This window comes from Methylophilus sp. Leaf416, assembly GCF_001424665.1.
GTDB lineage: Bacteria > Pseudomonadota > Gammaproteobacteria > Burkholderiales > Methylophilaceae > Methylophilus.
Genome location: NZ_LMQS01000001.1, coordinates 554,542 through 576,133, shown reverse-complemented (window position 1 = coordinate 576,133; position 21,592 = coordinate 554,542). Strand labels below are relative to the sequence as shown.

At 48.8% G+C, this 21,592-nt stretch carries 20 protein-coding genes; 11 read left to right on the top strand and 9 right to left on the bottom strand.

The window, feature by feature from the left end; translation table 11 throughout:
* Positions 1-43: 43 nt before the first annotated feature.
* The 7 genes from purL to ASG34_RS02715 form a co-directional block, all read right to left on the bottom strand.
* Complete coding sequence (purL, locus tag ASG34_RS02745) at positions 44-3,952, bottom strand: phosphoribosylformylglycinamidine synthase (RefSeq protein WP_055826195.1); 3,909 nt, start codon at positions 3,950-3,952, stop codon at positions 44-46.
* 157 nt (positions 3,953-4,109) lie between these two features.
* Positions 4,110-5,900 carry a ferrous iron transport protein B gene (gene feoB, locus ASG34_RS02740; RefSeq protein WP_055826193.1) on the bottom strand — a complete coding sequence of 597 codons (1,791 nt, stop codon included), beginning with the start codon at positions 5,898-5,900 and terminating at the stop codon, positions 4,110-4,112.
* Complete coding sequence (locus ASG34_RS02735; RefSeq protein WP_055826191.1) at positions 5,897-6,142, bottom strand: FeoA family protein; 246 nt, start codon at positions 6,140-6,142, stop codon at positions 5,897-5,899. The genes feoB and ASG34_RS02735 overlap by 4 nt, the downstream gene beginning before the upstream one ends.
* A 156-nt stretch (positions 6,143-6,298) precedes the next feature.
* Positions 6,299-7,114 (bottom strand): peptidylprolyl isomerase, encoded by an 816-nt coding sequence (locus ASG34_RS02730; protein ID WP_055826189.1) that lies wholly within the window; start codon positions 7,112-7,114, stop codon positions 6,299-6,301.
* 50 nt (positions 7,115-7,164) lie between these two features.
* Positions 7,165-7,428, bottom strand: coding sequence for a BolA family protein (locus tag ASG34_RS02725; RefSeq protein ID WP_055826188.1), 264 nt, complete (start codon positions 7,426-7,428; stop codon positions 7,165-7,167).
* Positions 7,428-7,727: a YciI family protein gene (locus ASG34_RS02720; protein ID WP_055826186.1), complete on the bottom strand. Its 300-nt coding sequence runs from the start codon at positions 7,725-7,727 to the stop codon at positions 7,428-7,430. The genes ASG34_RS02725 and ASG34_RS02720 overlap by 1 nt, the downstream gene beginning before the upstream one ends.
* Before the next feature lie 21 nt (positions 7,728-7,748).
* The gene (locus ASG34_RS02715; protein WP_055826184.1) at positions 7,749-8,291 is read right to left on the bottom strand and encodes a septation protein A; all 543 of its coding nucleotides are present in this window, start codon (positions 8,289-8,291) and stop codon (positions 7,749-7,751) included.
* Between the two features lie 143 nt (positions 8,292-8,434).
* Between ASG34_RS02715 and ASG34_RS02710 the strand changes: the two genes are divergently transcribed.
* Genes ASG34_RS02710 through ASG34_RS02700 form a run of 3 tightly spaced genes read left to right on the top strand, consistent with a single transcriptional unit; the run spans position 8,435 to position 10,572 of the window.
* Positions 8,435-9,286: a 3',5'-nucleoside bisphosphate phosphatase gene (locus ASG34_RS02710; protein WP_055826182.1), complete on the top strand. Its 852-nt coding sequence runs from the start codon at positions 8,435-8,437 to the stop codon at positions 9,284-9,286.
* A gap of 5 nt (positions 9,287-9,291) precedes the next feature.
* Positions 9,292-9,903 carry an L-threonylcarbamoyladenylate synthase gene (locus tag ASG34_RS02705; protein ID WP_055826179.1) on the top strand — a complete coding sequence of 204 codons (612 nt, stop codon included), beginning with the start codon at positions 9,292-9,294 and terminating at the stop codon, positions 9,901-9,903.
* Positions 9,904-9,933: 30 nt separating this feature from the next.
* Entirely contained in the window at positions 9,934-10,572 is a 639-nt protein-coding gene (locus ASG34_RS02700; protein WP_055826177.1) for a site-2 protease family protein, read from the top strand.
* Between the two features lie 56 nt (positions 10,573-10,628).
* Here ASG34_RS02700 and ASG34_RS02695 read toward each other — a convergent pair whose 3' ends face one another.
* Positions 10,629-14,318 carry a DUF748 domain-containing protein gene (locus ASG34_RS02695; protein ID WP_055826175.1) on the bottom strand — a complete coding sequence of 1,230 codons (3,690 nt, stop codon included), beginning with the start codon at positions 14,316-14,318 and terminating at the stop codon, positions 10,629-10,631.
* 159 nt (positions 14,319-14,477) lie between these two features.
* On the opposite strand from ASG34_RS02695, the gene ASG34_RS02690 reads away from it, so the two are divergent.
* Both ASG34_RS02690 and ASG34_RS02685 read left to right on the top strand, forming a co-directional pair.
* Complete coding sequence (locus tag ASG34_RS02690) at positions 14,478-15,338, top strand: HlyC/CorC family transporter (RefSeq protein WP_055826173.1); 861 nt, start codon at positions 14,478-14,480, stop codon at positions 15,336-15,338.
* 77 nt (positions 15,339-15,415) lie between these two features.
* Positions 15,416-15,799: a hypothetical protein gene (locus ASG34_RS02685; RefSeq protein WP_055826171.1), complete on the top strand. Its 384-nt coding sequence runs from the start codon at positions 15,416-15,418 to the stop codon at positions 15,797-15,799.
* A gap of 62 nt (positions 15,800-15,861) precedes the next feature.
* On the opposite strand, the gene mscL is transcribed toward ASG34_RS02685, so the two are convergent.
* Positions 15,862-16,278 carry a large conductance mechanosensitive channel protein MscL gene (gene mscL, locus ASG34_RS02680; protein ID WP_055826169.1) on the bottom strand — a complete coding sequence of 139 codons (417 nt, stop codon included), beginning with the start codon at positions 16,276-16,278 and terminating at the stop codon, positions 15,862-15,864.
* A gap of 154 nt (positions 16,279-16,432) precedes the next feature.
* On the opposite strand from mscL, the gene panC reads away from it, so the two are divergent.
* The 6 genes from panC (at position 16,433) to ASG34_RS02650 (ending at position 21,505) form a co-directional block, all read left to right on the top strand.
* Positions 16,433-17,287 (top strand): pantoate--beta-alanine ligase, encoded by an 855-nt coding sequence (gene panC, locus ASG34_RS02675; protein WP_055826167.1) that lies wholly within the window; start codon positions 16,433-16,435, stop codon positions 17,285-17,287.
* 102 nt (positions 17,288-17,389) lie between these two features.
* Positions 17,390-17,770 carry an aspartate 1-decarboxylase gene (gene panD / locus ASG34_RS02670; RefSeq protein ID WP_055826164.1) on the top strand — a complete coding sequence of 127 codons (381 nt, stop codon included), beginning with the start codon at positions 17,390-17,392 and terminating at the stop codon, positions 17,768-17,770.
* A 17-nt stretch (positions 17,771-17,787) separates the two neighbouring features.
* The gene (gene rsfS / locus ASG34_RS02665) at positions 17,788-18,159 is read left to right on the top strand and encodes a ribosome silencing factor (protein ID WP_055826162.1); all 372 of its coding nucleotides are present in this window, start codon (positions 17,788-17,790) and stop codon (positions 18,157-18,159) included.
* A gap of 148 nt (positions 18,160-18,307) precedes the next feature.
* The gene (rlmH, locus tag ASG34_RS02660; RefSeq protein ID WP_055826159.1) at positions 18,308-18,784 is read left to right on the top strand and encodes a 23S rRNA (pseudouridine(1915)-N(3))-methyltransferase RlmH; all 477 of its coding nucleotides are present in this window, start codon (positions 18,308-18,310) and stop codon (positions 18,782-18,784) included.
* Complete coding sequence (locus ASG34_RS02655; protein WP_055826157.1) at positions 18,777-20,207, top strand: cryptochrome/photolyase family protein; 1,431 nt, start codon at positions 18,777-18,779, stop codon at positions 20,205-20,207. Before rlmH ends, ASG34_RS02655 begins: the two co-directional genes overlap by 8 nt.
* A 221-nt stretch (positions 20,208-20,428) precedes the next feature.
* Entirely contained in the window at positions 20,429-21,505 is a 1,077-nt protein-coding gene (locus ASG34_RS02650; RefSeq protein WP_055826155.1) for an MlaA family lipoprotein, read from the top strand.
* The last annotated feature ends 87 nt before the right edge of the window (positions 21,506-21,592 follow it).

The following is a 21,592-nucleotide window of genomic DNA, read 5'->3' as shown; positions in this document are numbered from 1 at the left end:
ACCTGATTTTCATTTTTTAAAATTAACAACTTTGCTTTATTGCTTAAGCAACAAACTTGCGGGCGTTGCGGAACATACGCATCCACGGGCTATCTTCCTGCCAGTCATCCGGATGCCATGAGTTCTGCACAGTCCTGAACACGCGTTCCGGATGTGGCATCATGATACTGAAACGCCCATCCGGAGTGGTGAATCCGGTCAACCCCTGGGCGGAACCGTTAGGGTTAAACGGATAGACTTCCGTCGGCGTTGACGCATGATCCACAAAACGCACACTTGCCAGCTGCTGTTTTAGCACATTTGTGACAGCGTTGGCATCAGTAAATTCCGTAAATCCTTCACCATGGGCCACAGCAATCGGCATACGGCTGCCTGCCATGCCATCAAAAAAGATGGATGGCGAGCTTAAAATCTCTACCAGCGCAAAGCGTGCCTCGAATTGTTCTGATTTATTGCGCACAAAATGCGGCCAGAGGTCAGCGCCAGGAATAATGCTGTGCAGGTTGCTCATCATCTGGCAACCGTTACACACGCCTAGTGCAAACGTGTCACCACGGTTGAAGAAGCCGCTGAATTCATCGCGCGCACGGTTGTTGAACAGGATGGATTTTGCCCAGCCTTCACCGGCACCAAGCACGTCGCCATACGAGAAGCCACCACAGGCCACCAGTCCAGCGAAGTCCTTCAGTGACACGCGGCCACTGATGACGTCGCTCATATGCACATCAACGCTGTTAAACCCGGCACGATCAAATGCAGCGGCCATTTCAGTCTGGCCATTAACGCCTTGCTCGCGCAAGATCGCCATATTCGGGCGTTTGCCGGTATTGATATAAGGCGCGGCAATATTGTCGTTAATATCAAACGTTAACTTTGCGTGCAGGCCTACATCATCTGCATTCAGGATACGGTCGTATTCTTGCTGCGCACAGGCTGGATTGTCACGCAGGCTTTGCATCCTGTAAGTGGTTTCAGACCACATGCGATGCAGGTCTATACGAGCGGCCTGGTAGTGAGTGGCGCCATGCTTGATGACAATGTCGTGACCATTGTTAACGTTGCCTATGCGGTGAACGCTACTGCCCAATGTTTGTTGCAACAAGCTACTAATGTCTGCAGCTTCAGCTGCGCGCACTTGCAATACGGCACCCAGTTCTTCATTAAACAAAACGCTGATGCTGTCGCCCGGCAGCTTGCTCAAATCCACAGTTAAGCCACAATGACCGGCAAACCCCATCTCTGCCAAAGTCACATAGAGGCCGCCATCAGAACGGTCATGGTAAGCCAGCAGTTTGCCATCAGCATTCAATTGCTGGATGGCGGTAAAAAATGCTTTCAGCTGTGAAGGCTGATCTACATCCGGCACCGTGTCGCCTAGCTGGCTATACACTTGCGCCAGTGACGAGCCACCCATGCGGTTTTTGCCATTACCCAGGTCAATCAGGATTAATTCACTGTCGCCGAGATCGGTACGCAATTGTGGCGTCAGTGTTTTGCGCACATCTGAAGTATTGGCGAACGCTGAAATCACCAGTGAAATGGGTGATGTGACAGCTTTGTTCTGGCCATCTTCATTCCACACTGTTTTCATGCTCATGGAATCTTTACCCACCGGGATACTGATGCCAAGGGCAGGGCATAACTCCATCCCCACCGTTTTTACCGTTTCGTATAAGGCAGCATCTTCACCCGGGTGGCCCGCTGGTGCCATCCAGTTCGCGGAAAGTTTCAGGTTGCCGATGTCGCTAATTGAAGCGGCGGCAATATTGGTAATCGCTTCACCAATCGCCATACGGCCTGAAGCTGGCGCATCTAGCAATGCCAAAGGCGCTTTTTCGCCGATGGCAAACGCTTCACCTTCGTTGGTTTCGTAACCGGCACACGTCACAGCGACATTGCTGACAGGCACTTGCCATGGGCCGACCATCTGGTCGCGCGCAATCAGGCCAGTGACCGTACGGTCACCAATGGTAATCAGGAAAGTTTTGTCAGCCACGCCAGGCAAACGCAATACCCGGGCAACAGCCTCTTGTAAATCAATCTTACTGGTATCGAATGCAGATAAAGTTTTTTGGCTAGACTTCACATCACGCAACATTTTTGGTGGTTTGCCCAGCAATACGGATAAATCCATATCCACCGGTTTATTGGCAAAGTGGCTATCTTCCACCGTCAAATGACGTTCAGCAGTTGCAATGCCCACCACCGCAAATGGGCAGCGTTCGCGGGCACAAATTTCTTCAAATAATGGCAACTGATCCTGGGTCACTGCCAGCACATAACGTTCTTGCGCTTCGTTACTCCACAATTCACGTGGAGCCATGCCAGGTTCTTCATTATGCACATCGCGCAACTGGAATATCGCACCGACTTTGGCATCGTTAACCAACTCAGGAAAAGCGTTGGAGATACCGCCGGCACCGACATCGTGAATGCTTACAATCGGATTTTTGTCGCCCAACTGCCAGCAACGGTCAATGACTTCCTGGGCACGACGCTGTAATTCAGGGTTGCCGCGTTGCACTGAGTCAAAGTCCAGGTTTTCAGTGTTGGCCCCCGTATCCATGCTGGATGCCGCACCACCGCCGAGGCCAATCAGCATAGCAGGGCCACCTAGCTGAATAAGCGCTGCGCCCGCAGGAATAGTGTTTTTATGGCTATGGCTGCCGGAAATATTACCGACACCACCGGCCAGCATAATCGGTTTATGGTAGCCGCGGACTTCAGCATTGCCATCGGCACCAGTGGTTTCCAGCTCAAATGTACGGAAGTAACCGGCAATATTAGGACGGCCAAATTCGTTGTTGTACGCTGCACCGCCTAATGGGCCGTCGATCATGATTTGCAACGGGCTGGCGATACGGCCAGGTTTACCGTAGTTCGACTCCCATGGTTGCTCAAAGTCAGGCAGGTTGAGGTTGGAAACCGAGAATCCAGCCAGGCCTGCTTTGGGTTTGGAACCGATACCGGTAGCACCTTCATCACGAATTTCGCCGCCGGCGCCAGTGGCAGCCCCGGCAAATGGTGAAATGGCGGTTGGGTGGTTATGGGTTTCTACCTTCATCAGGTAGTGCATGTCATCTTCAACGAACTGGTAGCTGCGGTCGGCCGATGGGTAAAAACGTTTGGTTTTCTGGCCTTGCACAATCGAGCTGTTATCCGAATAAGCGACCACGGTCGTGCCCGGGTTCAGCTTATGCGTGTTGCGGATCATATTAAATAACGACAGCTCTTGTTGTACACCGTCGATCACCCAGTCGGCATTAAAGATTTTATGGCGGCAATGCTCGGAGTTGGCCTGCGCAAACATCATCAACTCGACATCGGTCGGGTTGCGGCCCATTTTAAGGTAGTTCTCAAGCAGGTAATCCACTTCGTCCGGAGACAGTGCCAGGCCCATTTCATTATTGGCGGCTTCTAGAGCTGCCTTACCACCGGCCAGGATATCAATGCTTGCTAATGGTTTCGGGTCGGCATGGTGATACAGCTTTTCGGCATCTGCCACGCTGTAAATCACCGTTTCAGTCATGCGGTCTTGTATCACTGCACGCAAAGCCTGTTTTTCAGCGTCCGTCAGTGGCTGTCCATCGCGGGTGGTGACGAAATAGGCAATGCCACGTTCAAGGCGCAATAAGTGCAAACCACAGTTGTACGCGATATCGGTGGCACGGGAAGCCCATGGTGAAATGGTGCCTATGCGTGGAATCACCAGCAACAATTCGCCGGCGGCAGTCTCGGCTTTGGTTTGTGGGCCGTAGGTCAAAATCTGCTGAAGGGTATCTTGCTCTGCCGCGCTTAATGCATTTTCGCTAAAAGCAAAATGCACAAACTCCGTAGCAATATGCGCAATATTCGGGGCGCTGACTTTGAGTGTGCTATAGAGTTTATCGAGACGGAACTGGGAGAGGGCGGCACTGCCGCGCAGGCTTAAAAATTGCGCTTGATTAGACATGAGGCGAGTGGATTTTTCGGTGAAAATTCAAACCGCTATTTTAGCAGAAAGTGAACAGTCCCGCAGTGCCAAAAACAAGCGCCGGTTAAAAACAGCAGCCGCGAGTTGCCGTGAAATTGTCTGGATCGATTTGAGTTTAAATGCAGCTTTTGGCTGATTAATAGCCAAGTGCGCGAACGCCTTGATAGAAAGCCAGGCTGATGAGCCACGCCAGGCCAAGTGACCAGCCAAGCGAAAGCCACATAAATCCGCGGCTTTTGCTTTCTGACCGCAAAGTGGCAATGGTTGACAGGCACGGCGTATAAATCAGTGTAAACAGCATAAAACTCATGCCTTGTACCCAATCAATATTGGCGGCGATCTGATGGCTAAGCGCATCTCCCTGTAAACCATAAATCACGGCCAGCGAACCCACGACAATCTCTTTGGCGACAAAACCAAATATAAGCGCAATCGCCAGGTGATTATCAATGCCGATCGGGTCAAGCACCGGCGCAAAAAAGCGACCTATGCTGCCGGCCCAGGTTTCTGAGCTTGCCGGGACTGCCGTGGTAGGCAAATGCGTTAACAGCCAGACCATCAACACCCCGATGACGATAAATTTAGTAGCGCGATAGAGGAAATGTTTGACTTCCTGCCAGCCACGTATCCAGATTTGATTTGGCGTAGGGAAACGATATGGAGGTAATTCGAGCACAAACGGTTCACTGCTGACAAATTTCTGTTTGAACAGGATGGCAGTGAGGAAAATAGTGAAAAAACTCACCATATATAGCGAGAACAGTGCCATTGCTGCCTGTGAAGGAGGGAAGAGTATGGCGATCATAAACAGGAATACCTGCAAACGTGCAGAACACAGTGACAAGGGGATCGTCAGCATGGTCAGCAGGCGCATAGGGCGGCTACGCATGACACGGGTGCCCATCAGCGCCGGTACGTTACAGCCAAACCCCATCAGTACCATCACGAATCCACGTCCATCCAGCCCCATTTTGGCCATCAATGTATCCATGAGGAAAGCAGCTCGGGAGAGATAGCCGCTATCTTCCACCATACTCATCACCAGGAAAAACAGCACAATAATCGGCACAAAAGCGGCGACCGTGCTCAGGCCAGTATAAAGCCCGTCCAGTAATAATCCATTGAGCCATGTTGGCAGTCCTGACAATGCCGGATCCAGTATTTCACCCCGTAAAGTGTCAAAAATCCAGGCAGTGGCATCCTGTAACGGAGCACCTATGGTGAAAATAAACTGGAATAACAGAAAAATAGCGAGAAAAAATAAAGGTAAACCAAACCACGGGTGCAGGAGCACACGGTCAATGCGATCAGTCGTCGACGTATTCAGCTGCAAAGGCATTTGCACCGAACGGTCAATAATGCGTTGCATTTCCTGTTCGACGGCATTGTCGGCTTGCAGCTGAGTAGCAATCAGCTGGGGGTCGCTTGCAGGTGTTTTTTTTTCAAGCACTCTGGCTGCCAATTGCAAAGCTTCCGGGCAACCGCTGCCGTATTTGGCGCTGATAGTCAGCACCGGCATGCCAAGTTCCTGGCTCATCTGCTTGGTGTCTATGGTGATGCCAGCGCGTTTCGCTTCGTCTTCCATATTCAGTAGCAACACGGTTGGTAAACCCAATGCGCGGATCTGCAAAGCTAGAGAGAGTTGCCGGTCAATCTGCGCGCTGTTGAGGATAATCAGCGCCAGGTCGATCGGATGATTACTAAGGAAATGCCTGACGACTTCTTCATCATCTGAAAACCCGTGCAGGTCATACAGGCCAGGCAAATCCACGAGTTCAGCAATATGGCCGCCAAGTAAAATTTTGGCGCTCAACAGGTCTACTGTCATTCCTGGCCAGTTGCCGACCCGTGCCGAGGCACCGCTTAATCGATTAAACAAGGTGGATTTGCCCGTGTTGGGCATGCCGAGTAGAGCAACACGTTTCATGCGGACAAGGATTCAGGTGAAGGGTTAGCTAAATGAATGGCCTGCGCATCTTGCACGCGGATCACTACATCCGTTGAGCCTATACGGATATGTAAAGGTCCGTTGAAGGCGGCCTGGCGGACAACTTGCACCTGCTTTCCCGGGCGAAATCCTAAGGCATGCAGGCGTTGTACCAGTGCCTGTTCGGCCTGGATGCCATTGATGATTGCGGATTCGCCGGGTTTGAGTGCGTTGAGTTGCATAGGGGCTAAGCAAGCCTGCAAATGAGAACAATTCTTGATTTTATCGCAGAACCCAGAGGTGAGTAAAACCTTAAATGGCGATTACTGCAATTTACAGGCACATTAAAAAGTAAAAGCCAGCATGGGCTGGCTTTTAACTCATCAACACTGAAGCGATTAAGGTGTTTTTTTCTCAACGCCTGTTACTTCAATTTTCGCTTTGTCTTTCAGGCTCAACATGTATTTTTCAAGCTTGCGTTGCTGAATAGTACGCTCAATGCCTTCTTTAACTTTGTCAAAAGGAGGCACTTGCAATGCACGTGTATCCACAAGTTTAATTACGTGCCAGCCGAATTGAGACTGAACCGGCTCAGGTGTTGTTTCGCCTTTTTTCAACACTAGCAATGCGTCTGCAAATGGTTTAACCATACCAGCCGGTGAGAACCAGCCCAAGTCGCCACCTTTTTCTTTAGAGCCAGGGTCCAATGATTTCTCTTTGGCAATCTTGGCAAAGTCAGTGCCCTTTTTCAGGTCTGCAATAATCGCTTTTGCTTCAACATCGGTTTTAACCAAAATGTGGCGTGCGTTGTATTCCTTGTCGCCCAGCTCTTTTTTGTACTGCTCGTAACCTTCTTTTTTCTCGGCTTCAGTCACTGGGTTTTTTCTGATGAAATCAGCCAGGAACGCATTTACCAACAGTTTGCGACGAGCCAGTTCTTCACTCGCGATAAAGTCAGGCTGTTTATCAATGCCTGCTTTTTGCGCTTCCTGGTAAGCCAGTTCAGAACCTACCAGTTCATTCACGACAGCGGCTTTCATGCCATCGTTGGCTTTTTGGCCAGTACGTGCTTCAGCATCTCTTAAGATAAATTCAACCCAGGTTTTCTTGATTGGTTTACCGTTAACAGTAGCAATGGCATCAGCATCAGCTGCGTAAGCATGTGGCAATGCGCTGAAGCATGCAATCGCCAACATCATTTTCAAAAATTTCATGCAATATCCTTAAAAAACGAAATGGTGCAATATTAAAAAACAGAATTGTTTCAATCAGATGACTCATCAGTGGATAATGCGTTGATACTGAGCGCATGTATGCGATGAGGCATCAAATCTTGCAAGCATTGATATACCATGCGATGGCGCATTATCTGTGATTTTCCTGAAAATAGCGAGCTTTTCACCGTGATGGTAAAGTGCCCGCCGCCCGTGTTTCCTGCGTGTCCTTTGTGCAAAGCACTGTCGTCTTCGATGTCGAGTTGTTCGGGCTGAAGTGCTTGCAGACGTTGTGTAATTTCAGTTTGCAGCATTATGGCAACGTCTTGCGGAAAGGGTTCACTACAATGTTGCCATAGACGCCTGCATGCTTGAAAGGGTCGTTGTCAGCCCATTCGGTAGCGGCCTGTAATGACTCAAATTCTGCCACGATCAGGCTGCCGCTAAAACCGGCTTCGCCCGGGTCTATATTATCAATGGCAGGTAACGGGCCTGCCAGTACCAAGCGGCCTTCGGCTTGCAACTGCTGCAGGCGCTCCAGGTGGGCAGGCCTGTGCTGCAGGCGCAACGGCAGGCTGTTGGCATTATCCTGGGCGTAAATCATGTATAACATAAGGACTATCCGTCAGTTTTCTCAGGCAGGCGGTGTGTGCTCTATCCAATAATCTTTTAGCACAAACACCTGCGAAATAATGAATATGAACATGATGCTGGTCGTGCCGAATAATTTGAAATTTACCCAGGCATTCTCATCATAATGAAAAGCCACGTACAGGTTTAAACTGCCCAAACCTACTAAAAAGAGTACCCAGCACAGGTTTAGCTTATCCCATACATTATTTGGCGGGGCTATTATTTTGCCCAGCATGCGGGCAATCAGGTTGTTCTGGAAAATGTAGCGGCTGGATAAAAGTGCCAGTGCGCCTATCCAGTAAATCACGGTTGGCTTCCACATGATGTAGGTTTTATCGTGTAGCAATAAGGTGATACCGCCAAGCACTGTGATTACCGCGCCATTAATCATCAGCATCTTGTCAATTTTGCCGCGTTTTAGCCACACGACCAGCATGAGTACTAATGTGCTGATAATAGCAACAGAGGTGGCTACAAAAATACCTGCTTTTTTATAGGCGATAAAAAAGAGGATGACGGGCAATAAATCGATAATGACTTGCATGTGGGATCAGGTGACTGAATTCCTGCTATCTGTGAGGGCACTATTTTGCTATGATTTCTGTCGAATTGCAAAGTTCGTTTCCTAACGAAGGTCAGAACAGGCGAAGTTTCCTCCCAATTACCGAATCAGCATTATCATCAATCATGACAGTCCCCATCGATTTGCATTGCCACTCAACCATGTCTGATGGTTTGCTTTCGCCTGAAGAGCTTGTGGCTCACGCCGCCAGTAAAGGTGTACGTGTGCTGGCATTGACCGATCATGATGAAGTGAGTGGGCTGGCACGTGCACGTGTGGCCGCCGAGCAGCATGGCATTCATTTGATTGATGGGGTTGAGATTTCAGCCACCTGGAAAAAGCGAACTTTGCATATTGTTGGATTGCGCGTTAATCCTCAGCATCCTGCACTGCTGGAGGCTTTTGCCAGAGTGCGGGAGGGACGCGATGCGCGTGCCCGCCAGATAGCCGAGGGGCTGGCGAAGGCCGGTATTGCCAATGCCTATGAGGGTGCACGGGAAATATCCGGCAATAGCGTAATGACGCGTAGCCATTTTGCCCAGTTCCTGGTGAAACAGGGGCACGCAAAAAACATTAAATCCGTGTTTAAAAAATACATGGTTAAAGGCAAGCCTGGCTATGTGAATCATGAGTGGATGAGCCTCGAAGAGGCGCTGACGCTGATTAAAGATAGCGGTGGCCAAGCGGTGCTGGCGCATCCGGGCAGATATGGCCTAGGCTTCGTTAATATGCATTTGCTATTGAATGAGTTCAGGGATCAAGGGGGTGTGGCGCTGGAAGTGGTCACTGGGAGCCATCAGCCACCACAATATGCACAGTTTGCCAAACTTGCGCACCGTTTTGACCTGAAAGCTTCACAAGGGTCTGATTACCATGGGCCTGGTATGTCCTACATGGAAATGGGGCGCTTGCCGGATTTGCCAGCCGGCTGCGTGCCTGTCTGGCAGGATTGGCCGGAAGCAAGCCTGCTGCAATAGTTACGATGGCACAATATTTTATTATTCATGCGGAAAATCCGCAGACCAGATTGATCCAGCAGGCAGCCCAGTTGATACAGCAGGGCGGTGTGATTGCCTGCCCGACAGATTCCAGTTATGCACTGGTCTGCTCGATGGAGTTTAAGGACGCACAAACGCGTATCCGGCGCATGCGCGGCGTGGATGATGACCATCCTTTTACTTTAATCTGCCGCGACCTGGCCGAGATTGGCACCTATGCCAAAGTAAATAACAGCCAGTTCCGTTTACTCAAAGCCTTAACTCCCGGCGCTTATACCTTTTTGCTGGAAGCCAGTCGCGAAGTGCCTCGCCGCCTGCAGCACCCTAAACGCAGCACCATAGGATTACGCGTACCCAAGCATATCGTCACGCAAGAATTGCTTGAGTCGTTGAATATGCCTTTAATAAGCATGACCTTGCAATTGCCTGGCGATGATGTGCCGATGTCGGTCGGCTGGGAAATACGCGAGACACTCGAACACCAGGTGGATGCGGTGATAGATAGTGATATTGCGCATGTTGGCGCAACCACAGTGCTGGATTTGACCCAAGACCCACCAGAGCTGGTACGTGCCGGTGTTGCTCCCTGGCCTTGACTAGGTCAGAATTTAGGAATTTGAAATCAAATGGAATTAACCGTCATACAAAAAATCGCAGCTTATGCATTACCCATCTTGTTCGCGATTACCGTGCATGAAGCCGCGCATGGCTATGCGGCGAAATATTTTGGGGATTTGACGGCTGAGCGTATGGGCAGGATTACGCTGAACCCGTTTAAGCATATTGATCCTGTCGGCACTATTTTATTACCTGCATTAAGCGTGATGCTGGGTGGCGTGTTGTTTGGCTGGGCTAAGCCAGTGCCGGTGAATTTCGCTAATTTGCGTCATCCTAAAAAAGATATGCTATGGGTCGCATTGGCCGGGCCTGCCTCCAACTTTGTCATGGCAATAGGCTGGGGTTTGATTCTTGCCAGGATTGAACTGTTTCCGCTGTCAGCGCAGGATTTCCTCTCACAAATGAGTATTGCCGGCATTCAGATTAACCTGGTGCTGTTAGTACTGAATTTATTGCCATTACCCCCATTAGATGGTGGCAGGATGGCTGTGAGTCTGTTGCCGATGCGAGCAGCAATCGCATTTTCCAAGGTAGAGCGTTACGGTATGCTGATCTTGATTGCGCTGTTATTTACCGGCGTATTAAGTATGATCCTGTCACCGGCATTGAGGTTTTTTCAGCAGTTACTGACGGTACTGGTAATGTAGATTTTCCAATCAATTAATCAAGGTCACTCTTAATGACCTTGATTCTGTAGCTCCAGCTAATTTTTTATCACATCCAGTGTCAATTTACTTGGCACCTGGTTTCTATCCCCTTTGACCGTCACGGGATTCTCTGACGTCACTCTTTGCGCACTGACTCCCGCCTCTTGCAATGTTTTCTGAATAGAGTCTGCACGGGATTTGGCCAGGTTCTGCAAGTCGGTTTCCGTGACCTGAATGCTGGTGGTTAATGCTTCTTGCGCCTTTGGGTAAAAACCTTCGGGTACTTTTTCCAGTTTGGCGGCCAGGCGTTTGAGCAGGCCTTTATTGGTCAGACGGTCGTGTAAAGCTTTTATGGCTATTTGTACTTTTGGGTTATTCAAGTCTATTGGCCCGGCCGATTGCCCCGCTTCAAGACGTATGCCCATCTCTTCAGCGACTTGTTTGCGCAGTATCATTTCCTGGATGGCACGGGTATCCGCTGCCGTGTCATAACCAGGAATAATACCTAATTTCAATTGCTGGCGTTTTTCCAGTGCTTTGCTGACTGCGTGCAGCTTTTCCAGTTCCGGAGGCGAAATTGCAGTTTTTCCTGCCTCAAACACAATAGCCTCTAGTTTTTCGCTACTGCCAAACAGTTTGCCTAATGCGCTGAATGGGGCGGTCACAATTTTAGTCAGCACGTTGGTAAAGGCTTTCCACATAATACCGCCGTAGCTGAATTTAGGGTCATCCAGGCTGCCGCTGATCGGTAAATCCAGGTCAATCACACCGTCACTGTCTTCCAGGATGGCGATGGCAAGGTCGAGTGGCAGGTCAGGCGCATCTTTGCTATCTATTTTTTCACCTAACGTCAGTTTCTTGAGCACAAATTTGTTTTCACCCGTCAACTGGCGCTGTTTGATCTTGTACTCGAGGTCCACCGATAGTTTGCCGGATTCAATTTTGCGCCCGGCAAATTTGCCGGAGTAGGGTGTGAGCCGGTTCATATCAAGATTGCTAAACGCCAGTTTGATATCGGTAAACTCAGTTGCTTTGAATGGTTGCAACGACCCTTGAATACGCGCTGCCCCATATTCATCTACCTTGCCATCAAGCTCTACCTGGGCTGTTGCAACGGGATTGGTTGAAATGCCGTTGATGACTCCGCCAAGCGAGTGGATGTTGGTCCCAAAAGGTTGTGGCAATGACAAATCCGCGAATTCGAGTTTGGCGCCATTGATACGCACCGTATCCACGCTGACAGGAAAGTCCGGTGAATGGTTATTTGTATTCGCTGGCTTAGTGTCAGCCGCTGTCACGGGTGGCTCATTGCCGGCTGGTTTGGTGGCAGTTTGTTTGCTGGCTGTAGTCGGCGAGGTTCGCATGACCTTGGAAATGTTCAGGCTACGGTCAGGGTAAATAATAAATTTTGTTTGCGCGCTATTCAGCGTTAGCGTGTTTACTTGCAGGCGGTTGGGTGCCAGCGAAAGGGCAAGTCTATCTCCCTGCAATGATTCCCAACGCAGAAAAGGTTGCTGGCTGGCTTCTTCCAGCAGTGACCAATTTTTGACATTGAATCCGCCATCAAAGGTGGTCGCACCATTGCTGATTTTCTGGAGTTTCCCCTGAATACTGGCGCTTCCATCTTGCAAGTTGAGCAAGGCGACTTGCTGGATATAGGGAGCGAATGGTTTGAGTGATAAATCGACCAGCGATAATTGCAAGTCAGTCTTAAAGGGTGAAGGAGATAATTTGCCATGGGCGCTGAACTGCCCGCCCTGCTTTACTTTGAAAGCGGCTTTCACCGGTAATGCACGTGTCATCTGCTGGCTCAGGTCAGCAAGCTCAATGCTACCATCTGCGACATCCAATATCACCGGTGTAGCGGTGGTATTGTCTTCAATATGAATATCGGCCTTCTGCAAGGTAAAACGTTTTAAACCAAATGCCCAGGCAGATTTTTCCGATGCTGCAGAAGTAGTCGCTTTTGGCTTGCTTGGCACAGAAATGCTGTTTCCTTGTGTCGGCATGACTTCTGCCATTTTAGCCGCCGGGGCAAGTAATGCCTGCCAGTTTAACTGCTGGTCAGCTTGCCTGATCACACTGGTTTTGAGACCGGTAAGTTGAAGGGCGCCCAGATTGATTTTTTGTTGAGCCAATCCCAATGAACCATCAGTAAGCGCCAGACTGCCCAGTTGCGCGACTGGTTTCTTGTCCGATTGCACGCTGAGCTGCTTGGCTTCGGCCTTGATTTGTTTTATCTGTGTGTCTGTTTGCTGGTCTAGCGCCAGATGCAAGTTAAAGTCGGCGATATTCGCTTCCAAGGGTTTCGCAAACTGCTGGTCAAGGTAAGCGAGTTGCCAATGTTCTAGCGCAACTTCGCCTATATTTAAATGGAAAGGGGCATCCGGTTTTTGCGTAGCCTCGGATTTTTCCTTATTTGCAGACACTTTTTGTTCTGTTTTTGATGCGGTTGCGGTGGCTAATGCCTGCTGCCAATCCAGTGTGCCATTGGCGTGATGGGTTGCAGAAAATTTGCCATCCGCCAGCAATATTTTTCCGACGTCTGCCTGGCGTTCGGCCAGATTCAGACTGACTTGCTCTACAGATAATGCGGGGAGCTGGAAAAGACTTTTTTGCTGATGCTGCAATAGCAATTGCGCAAATTGCAAGTTGAGATTTTCAAAAGTGACTTGCGCATGGTCCTTATCGGTAAACTCAAGCATGGGTAAGGTGGCATTGGCTGAGGCCAGTGTAAATTCTGCTTGCGGTTTTTGTAACTTGAGTTGATCAAGATTAAGGGTAATGCCTTGTGTTGTAATCGTGGTATGCGATGGCTGGGTAAATGCAAATTGCCTGATCAGGAGCTTGATCTGGTTGAATGTTACTCGATCACCTTGTGCCAGTTTTCCCGCCAAGGTATCAATCGCAAATGTCGCATTAGCTACTAACAGTTTAGGATGCTGGTCTGGTAGTGAAAAATCATAGTTTAACTGACTGGAAAAGGTGCCTGCATCTGGTTGAAATGGCCATGATTGAGTGTTCACCCATTGTACGAGTTTCGCAATTTTCAACCCTTCTATGGCAAGTGAGCCTTGCGATGCCAGTGGATTAACACCAAAGTTACCTTTCCACTTCAACGTCCCACCCTGGTAAGGCAGTTTGGCGGCTATCAGGTAATCACCACGGTCTTCAGGCAAGGTCGAGAAGCCATCCAGTTCGAAGTCCAGCGGTTTTAAGGAGGCTTGTAGCGGTGTTGAATGCTGGTCATCCAGATATTCGATATCACCTTTACGAATATCAATATTTTCAATAATCACACGCGGCAGGTCTTTTTCTGGCGGAGATGGCTCTTCGTTAAGCTTGGCAATCAGGTCTGACCAGTTGAGTTTTCCTTGCTTGGAAATATGGACGTTCACTTGGGGTGCAGTTAATTCGATATGTTTCATTTTCCAGGCCCAGCTAAACAGCCCGCTGAATTCCATATCTACGACCAATTTGTCAAAAGACGCTAACGGTGCGCCGCTTTTCTCAGCCAGCGCAAGGTGCTCTATCGTCGCTATCAGGCGGAAAGGATCAAAAATGACTTTTTCAACGGAGGCTTTACTCGCCAATTGGGTTTCGGCGATTTTAGGTAGCAGCCATTTCGCCAGGGGATTAATGGCTAGCCAGGCGAACAAAAAATAGAAAATAAGTAATCCGGCAATAATTTTAAAGATAAGCGATGCACGCAGCGCAGCCAGCAGGAGAAAAAAGCGATTTAACATAGCGAGATAATTTAGCAGATTTGTGCCGAAAAGTGCCAATAACCACCTTAAATCAGGCATAAATCCACAGTAGGCCAGTGGCCGGAGGTGACATATTCATCGTTTTTAATGTATGCTTAAATCATCTCTTTACACAGGATGCTGTTTTCAGCAGTACATATGGCTTCTGAGCCGGAAAAGTTGTCCCATAAACCCTCTTTATTAGAACGATTAAGTCATTTCCTTCTGCGCGAGCCAGAAGATCGCGAGCAGCTGGTTGAGTTGCTGCACGGGGCTTATGAAAACCACCTGATGGATGGCGATTCCCTCGCCATGATTGAGGGTGTCCTACAGGTTAGCGAGATGCAAGTCAGGGATGTCATGATCCCACGCTCACAAATGGATGTGATCGATATTGCGCAACCCGCCGAGACCTTTCTGCCATTTGTCATTGAAACAGCCCACTCCCGTTTCCCGGTTATTGAAGATAATAAAAACGATGTGATAGGGATTCTTCTAGCCAAGGATTTGCTGCGTTATTACGCCAATCAAACCTTTGAATTACGGGACATGCTGCGTCCGGCAGTGTTTATTCCCGAATCCAAACGCTTGAATGTGCTGTTGAAAGAGTTTCGCAGCAACCGCAACCATATCGCCATCGTGGTGGATGAATATGGTGGCGTGGCAGGTATGGTCACCATTGAAGATGTACTCGAGCAAATTGTCGGCGATATTGAAGATGAATATGACGACGACGAGGATGAAGGCAACATTATTCTGCAAGACGCCGGCAAATACCGCGTCAAGGCGCTGACTGAAATTGGCGAGCTAAATGAGACGATTGGCACCGACTTTAGCGACGAAGAGTTTTCTACCGTAGGTGGTCTGGTGGTTAATCATTTCGGCCATTTACCTAAACGAGGCGAGCAGATCCGCATAGGTAACCTCAGTGTTACTGTGGTGCATGCAGATAGCCGTCGGGTACATGTATTGATGGTCGAACAGTTGCCGGAAGAAGTTTACCCGATTGAATCTGTTTAAAGAAATTGTGTGAGTGCCTCACTGGTGCGAACCAATTTTTGTTTTGATTGCCTTAGTATCTGAAAAGGAGCGTTAAAATGAAAACACAATCCTGGTTTACCCTCTTGGCAACGTTGGCGCTGGTTACTTTAAGCACTTCCGTGTTGGCGGGCAATACGACTGAAAAACTCCCGCAAGACGAGCAGGGCTTTGTCACTGCCATTGGCAAGCTTAAGCGCTCTGAAATTATTGCGTTGCTGGGTGAGCCGGCACGAGCCGAAGATGTGAAGCTAAAGGACAGTGGTCGTGTAGTGGCTTCTATCTGGCATTATCATAATATCAATAAGGATCCGCAGGGCGCTTATTACCCGACCACGGAGCTGGACCTGATTGATGACCAGGTGAGCGTGATTGTATTTTTGAATAATGATGGTTCAGATGCGACATCGGGCCAGACTTATGAAATACAACCAACACCTTAAGATTTTAGGTTCAAAATAAAGGGCGCCTGGGCGCCCTTTATTGTTGATGCATACTGAATCGTTTATTTCTTCTTCAGGCTATCGCGAATTTCACGTAGTAATACAATGTCTTCCGGCGTAGCAGCTGGTGCTGGTGGCGGTTCAGCTTGTTTCAAGCTATTCATGAATTTCACCATCTGGAAGATGATAAAAGCCAGGATAATGAAGTTGAGCACAATGGTAATAAAGTTACCATAAGCAAGTACAGCCCCCAGTTTTTTTGCTTCTACCAAGGCAAGGTCGGCAGATTGCCCGTTCAGCGGGAAATACATATTACTGAAATCGAAGCCACCGAAAATCTTGCCGATCACTGGCATGATAATATCATTGACCAGAGAGTCCACGATTTTACCAAATGCACCGCCGATGATCACACCGACTGCCAGATCCATGACGTTGCCTTTTAGCGCAAATTGTTTGAATTCGGATGCCACACTCATAACTTCACACTCCTCTAATTGTTATTTATACAAGATTGCATAACCGACTATAGGCGTTGGTTCGCCTGCTTGTCAATTGGCTGACAGCATCGAATGCCAAACTGCGCTGTGTTATATTGCTGCGATCTTAAGCCTTTAAAGGGTAAGCACTAGCATGCAGTTGTTTCATACTTTGCGCGAGTTGCGCGCTTTCCTCGATGGTTGTGCAGGCAAGCGTATTGGTTTTGTGCCGACCATGGGTAACTTGCATGCTGGGCATTGCCAGTTGGTAACCCAGGCTAAAGGCCGAGCCGATATCGTGGTAGTCAGTATTTTCGTCAATCCACTGCAATTCGGTGCCAACGAAGATTTCGGCAGCTATCCGCGTACGTTGCGAGCCGATTGCGATCAGTTACGTACTGTGGGTGCAGATGTCGTGTTTGCGCCTGCGGTAGATGAAATGTACCCTGACTTTAATGGGCAGGATTTAATGCAACAGGTGATTGTGCAACCACCGCCTTTGGCCGATATATTGTGCGGAGCCAGCCGTCCAGGCCACTTTGCCGGCGTCGCCACGGTGGTGACCAAATTATTCAATATGGTTAAACCTGACCTGGCGGTGTTTGGTAAAAAAGATTGCCAGCAACTGATGGTGATACGCACAATGGTGCGCCAGCTTAATTTTGGCATTGAAATATTGGGTGTGGATACCATGCGCGAACCTTCAGGCCTGGCGATGAGCTCCCGCAATGGCTATCTGACACCAGAACAAAAGCATCAGGCGGCCCAGTTATATGCACAATTACAGCAGATGCGAACTGCCTTGGAACATGGCAGGCGTGATTATGTTACGCTTTGCCAGGAAAGCATTTCCAGTCTGGAAAAGCAGGGCTGGCAGGTAGATTATGTAGATATCCGCTCTCAAACGGATTTGAGTGATCCATCCCCAGATAAAACTGAACTAGTGATAGTGGCGGCGGCCAAACTGGGTAATACCCGTTTGATTGATAATTGTGAAGTCAATCTTTAGAGAAATCGTCACGGTTTTATGAAAATTATTTTGCGCTAAGCTATTGATAACTTTATAATTACGACCTTTTCCGCGCTGGCGGAAATTAACCGAAGGGATGCAATGCAAAGAACCATGTTGAAATCAAAGCTGCATCGGGTGCGTGTGACGCACAGCGAGCTGCACTACGAAGGTAGTTGCGCCATCGATGAAGCCTTGCTGGAAGCTGCCAATATCCATGAATATGAGCAGATCCAGATTTACAATATCAACAATGGCGAGCGGTTTACAACCTACGCGATTCGCGCTGAGCGTCACTCTGGTGTCATTTCAGTCAATGGGGCCGCAGCGCACAAAGCAGATCCGGATGACCTGATCATCATTGCAAGTTATTCACAATACACCGAAGCCGAATTGGCCAACTACCATCCACAACTGGTCTATGTCGATACACACAACCGTGTCGTCGAACAAAAAGACCATATCCCGGCGCAAGCTGCCTGAACCCATTGAATGTGCCTATGCAACCTATAGATAAAACTCTCCCTCTTGAAGATATAAAAGCAGCCGTTGTAGACGCGCTGGAAGATATTAAAGCCTTTGATATTACGGTAATGGATGTGCGTCAGATGACCACCGTTACCAGCTACATGATTGTAGCGAGCGGTAATTCCACCCGCCAATGTAAGGCGATTGCGGATAACGTTCGCGAGAAACTGAAAGAAAAAGGCGTTGATGCGCGTGGCATTGAAGGTGAAAAAGACGGTGAATGGGTGCTTGTTGACCTGGGCGAGATCGTTATTCATGTGATGGTGCCTGCCACCCGCGCTTATTACAACCTTGAGCAATTGTGGAGCGAATCGCAATCGCGCCGCGCTGCTTCCGCTGCTTAATTAAGCGATCTGCCTACTCACTATGTACGCGCATAAGAACGTGCACATTGCACCGGACACCAAAACCGGAGTGAGTTTTTGTTTGCACCAAGGTTTTGCGTGTGAACGCAAACAGTAATTTCTCCAGCACAATCTTCGTCATCCCTGTATGAAGCTGAATATCATCTCGGTGGGACATAAAATGCCCGACTGGGTTGAATCGGCTTGTGCCGAGTATTTAAAGCGCATGCCGCGCGAGCTTGAAACCCGCATTATCGAAATCAAACCTGACAAACGGGCAGCAGGAAAAAATAGCGAAGTGGTGCAAGAGGCGGAAGCCAGGCGCATTCTTGAAGTGGTCGGCAAGGATTACCTGGTGGCGCTGGATGAGCGCGGTCAAGCCGTGACTACCTTGCAATTGGCAGACAAGTTAAAAGGCTGGCAGGAAATGGGCCGCGATGTGGCGCTGGTGGTAGGCGGCGCGGATGGTTTACACCCGCAACTGAAGACGCAGGCACAGTGGTTATTCAGTCTTTCCAAGCTCACCATGCCACATGGAATGGTGCGTGTAATGCTCGCCGAGCAACTCTATCGCGCCCACACGGTCCTAAGTGGTCATCCTTATCACCGGGATAATCATGTCTAAAGCTTTGGTCTGGTTGCGTCGCGACCTGCGCATTGACGATCATGCTGCCTTGTATCACGCCTTGAAGCTTCACGCGCAAGTGTACGTGGCGTTTGTGTTTGATACCGATATACTGGATGCCTTGCCTGATAAATACGACCGGCGGGTTGAATTTATCTGGGAAAGTCTTAATGAACTTAAACTGGCACTTCAGCAAAAGGGCGGCGACCTTTTAATACGCCATGGCAAAGCCATAGAAGAAATACCCAGGCTGGCACAACAGCTCGAAGTCGCCGCAGTGTACGCCAATCGTGATTACGAGCCGCTGGCTATTGCACGAGATGAGAAGGTGGCACAGGCTTTATTGCGCGTAGACAAAACGCTCCATTTGTTCAAAGATCAGGTGCTATTTGAACAGGACGAAATCCTGACCCAGACCGGTAAGCCTTATGGCGTATTCACGCCTTATAAACGTGCGCATCTGGCCAAGTTGAATCCGTTTTACTTAAAGGCCTATCCGGTACAACGTTACCTTAAGTCATTGGCCGGTGGCAAGGCTGAAAGTATGCCGTCGTTGGAAAGTATGGGTTTCTCCCGCACCAACTTGAAAACGATGCGCTTGCCGACAGGCATCAAGGGTGCGCAACAGTTGTTTGATGACTTTTTACAGCGCATAGAAGATTATCATGATGCACGCAACTATCCTGCCATCAAAGGTGTCTCTTATTTGTCGGTGCATTTGCGATTTGGCACTATCTCAATTCGCCAGTTGGCCCATGCAGCCTGGCAATTGTCTTTGGCAGGTAATGAAGGTGCTGCAACCTGGCTGAGTGAATTGATCTGGCGCGATTTTTACTTCCAGGTGTGTTATCACCGGCCGGATTTGCAACTGGAACGGCGCGCATACAGGCTGGAGTATGACCAGTTACCTTTTCCCAATAACCGCGACTGGTTTGCGGCATGGTGTGAAGGGCGTACCGGTTATCCAATTGTGGATGCAGCGATGCGGCAGTTGAATGAGACCGGCTATATGCATAATCGCTTGCGTATGGTGGTAGCTAGTTTTCTGGTTAAGGATTTGCTGATCGACTGGCGCTGGGGCGAGCAATATTTTGCCGAGAAATTAATTGATTTTGACTTTGCTGCCAATAATGGCGGCTGGCAATGGGCGGCTTCCACCGGATGTGATGCGCAGCCCTATTTCAGGATCTTTAATCCGCAGTCACAGTCGGAAAAGTTTGATGCAAAAGGCAAGTTTATCCGCAAATATGTACCTGAGTTAACGGGGTTAGATGACAGGAAGATTCATGCTCCATATGCGGATACTTCAAACAAGAAAGATTTGCTCGTCAGTATGCCTCAAATACATTATCCCATGGCTATTGTAGACCATGCTGTACAAAGGCAAGAGGCATTATCGCTATACAAAAATAATGTGAAGTAAAAATGACATTTGATGTAGAATAAACTCGTTTTACTTTGCAGTTATTAAGCTAGTAGTAAGGATTCTGTAGTAGATCGCGATAGCGTTGTTGCCCTTCAATTATTGAAGAAGGCGCCGATAAAAGTGATTGCAGGGTGTTTCAAGTCTACGCTTGTTACACGCCAAGATGATTTTTTAATGCTATTGATACCAAGGCGCTTGATCTAAATATAATGACAAATATGAATAAACTAAAAGCCGTTTTATTGATTGCCGTACTTGTTGGCCTTTCAGGGTGTGCAACCACCAATAAAGATCCGCTTGAAGGGGTTAACCGCGGGATTTACAAATTCAACGATGTGGTCGATAAATATGCTATGAAGCCGGTTGCCAAGGCATATAAGGCAGTTACACCATCACCAGTGCGTACTGGCATCACCAACTTTTTCAATAACCTGGGTACTTTGACCACAGTGGTTAACGACTTGCTGCAACTCAAATTTGCGCAGGCATTTACCGATGCGGGTCGTTTTGTGATCAATACCACCTTCGGTATCGCTGGCGTGATCGATGTCGCCAGTAAAGACAACTTCCCAAAACATCAGGAAGACTTCGGTCAGACTTTAGGTCACTGGGGCGTCGGCACAGGCCCTTACCTAGTATTGCCGATTTTGGGACCAAGTACTGTGCGGGATGCGGGTGGTCTGGCATTTGATACTGTGACTTCAGACCCGATTACCTACCTGCATAACACCGGCCAGATCCGCGCGCATAACCAGGTGCGTTTAGTGCAGTTTATAGACAAACGTACGCAATTGCTGGATGCCAAAGACCTGGTAGATGATGCCTCTATCGACCCGTATGCTTTCATGCGTGATGCCTACCTGCAACGCCGAGCAAGCATGGTTCAGGATGGCATTGTGCCGGCAGAGTTGTTGCAGGATGAATTTGAGCCAGAAGATGAACCAGCTGCAAATGGTGCTGCAGCTGAGCCAGCTGTTTCTGAAACCGTTGTATTGCAATCAGCTGTACCGATTGAGGAGCAAGCAGGCATGCTGACTACAGATGCGGCAACGGTAGAAGTTCAACAGCCTGCTGTTGAAGAGTCGACAGTATCCACTGAGCAAACAACACCTGATATTTCTGCTGACCTGGCTGAAACACCAGCCATTGAATCTGCACCAGAAGAGGCGTTGCCACCATTACTTGATCAAGTGAGCGAGCAACCAACTCCTGTAGAGCCTGTGGTAATGGAAAGCACTGCCACAGAAGTAGTTGCAGGTATCGACGATACTTTACTAACACTGGAAGCTAAATAAGGGGCTTGATCCTTTTAGCGATCATTGGTTAGTGCGACAAAAAAGGCTTTGCAGTGATGCAAAGCCTTTTTTATTTGTACCGCATTC

Coding starts and splice junctions, on each gene's coding strand:
- purL (WP_055826195.1), bottom strand. CDS start 3,952: ATGTCTAATCAAGCGCAATTTTTAAGCCTGCGCGGCAGTGCCGCCCTC.
- feoB (WP_055826193.1), bottom strand. CDS start 5,900: ATGAAACGTGTTGCTCTACTCGGCATGCCCAACACGGGCAAATCCACC.
- ASG34_RS02735 (WP_055826191.1), bottom strand. CDS start 6,142: ATGCAACTCAACGCACTCAAACCCGGCGAATCCGCAATCATCAATGGC.
- ASG34_RS02730 (WP_055826189.1), bottom strand. CDS start 7,114: ATGAAATTTTTGAAAATGATGTTGGCGATTGCATGCTTCAGCGCATTG.
- ASG34_RS02725 (WP_055826188.1), bottom strand. CDS start 7,428: ATGCTGCAAACTGAAATTACACAACGTCTGCAAGCACTTCAGCCCGAA.
- ASG34_RS02720 (WP_055826186.1), bottom strand. CDS start 7,727: ATGTTATACATGATTTACGCCCAGGATAATGCCAACAGCCTGCCGTTG.
- ASG34_RS02715 (WP_055826184.1), bottom strand. CDS start 8,291: ATGCAAGTCATTATCGATTTATTGCCCGTCATCCTCTTTTTTATCGCC.
- ASG34_RS02710 (WP_055826182.1), top strand. CDS start 8,435: ATGACAGTCCCCATCGATTTGCATTGCCACTCAACCATGTCTGATGGT.
- ASG34_RS02705 (WP_055826179.1), top strand. CDS start 9,292: ATGGCACAATATTTTATTATTCATGCGGAAAATCCGCAGACCAGATTG.
- ASG34_RS02700 (WP_055826177.1), top strand. CDS start 9,934: ATGGAATTAACCGTCATACAAAAAATCGCAGCTTATGCATTACCCATC.
- ASG34_RS02695 (WP_055826175.1), bottom strand. CDS start 14,318: ATGTTAAATCGCTTTTTTCTCCTGCTGGCTGCGCTGCGTGCATCGCTT.
- ASG34_RS02690 (WP_055826173.1), top strand. CDS start 14,478: ATGGCTTCTGAGCCGGAAAAGTTGTCCCATAAACCCTCTTTATTAGAA.
- ASG34_RS02685 (WP_055826171.1), top strand. CDS start 15,416: ATGAAAACACAATCCTGGTTTACCCTCTTGGCAACGTTGGCGCTGGTT.
- mscL (WP_055826169.1), bottom strand. CDS start 16,278: ATGAGTGTGGCATCCGAATTCAAACAATTTGCGCTAAAAGGCAACGTC.
- panC (WP_055826167.1), top strand. CDS start 16,433: ATGCAGTTGTTTCATACTTTGCGCGAGTTGCGCGCTTTCCTCGATGGT.
- panD (WP_055826164.1), top strand. CDS start 17,390: ATGCAAAGAACCATGTTGAAATCAAAGCTGCATCGGGTGCGTGTGACG.
- rsfS (WP_055826162.1), top strand. CDS start 17,788: ATGCAACCTATAGATAAAACTCTCCCTCTTGAAGATATAAAAGCAGCC.
- rlmH (WP_055826159.1), top strand. CDS start 18,308: ATGAAGCTGAATATCATCTCGGTGGGACATAAAATGCCCGACTGGGTT.
- ASG34_RS02655 (WP_055826157.1), top strand. CDS start 18,777: ATGTCTAAAGCTTTGGTCTGGTTGCGTCGCGACCTGCGCATTGACGAT.
- ASG34_RS02650 (WP_055826155.1), top strand. CDS start 20,429: ATGAATAAACTAAAAGCCGTTTTATTGATTGCCGTACTTGTTGGCCTT.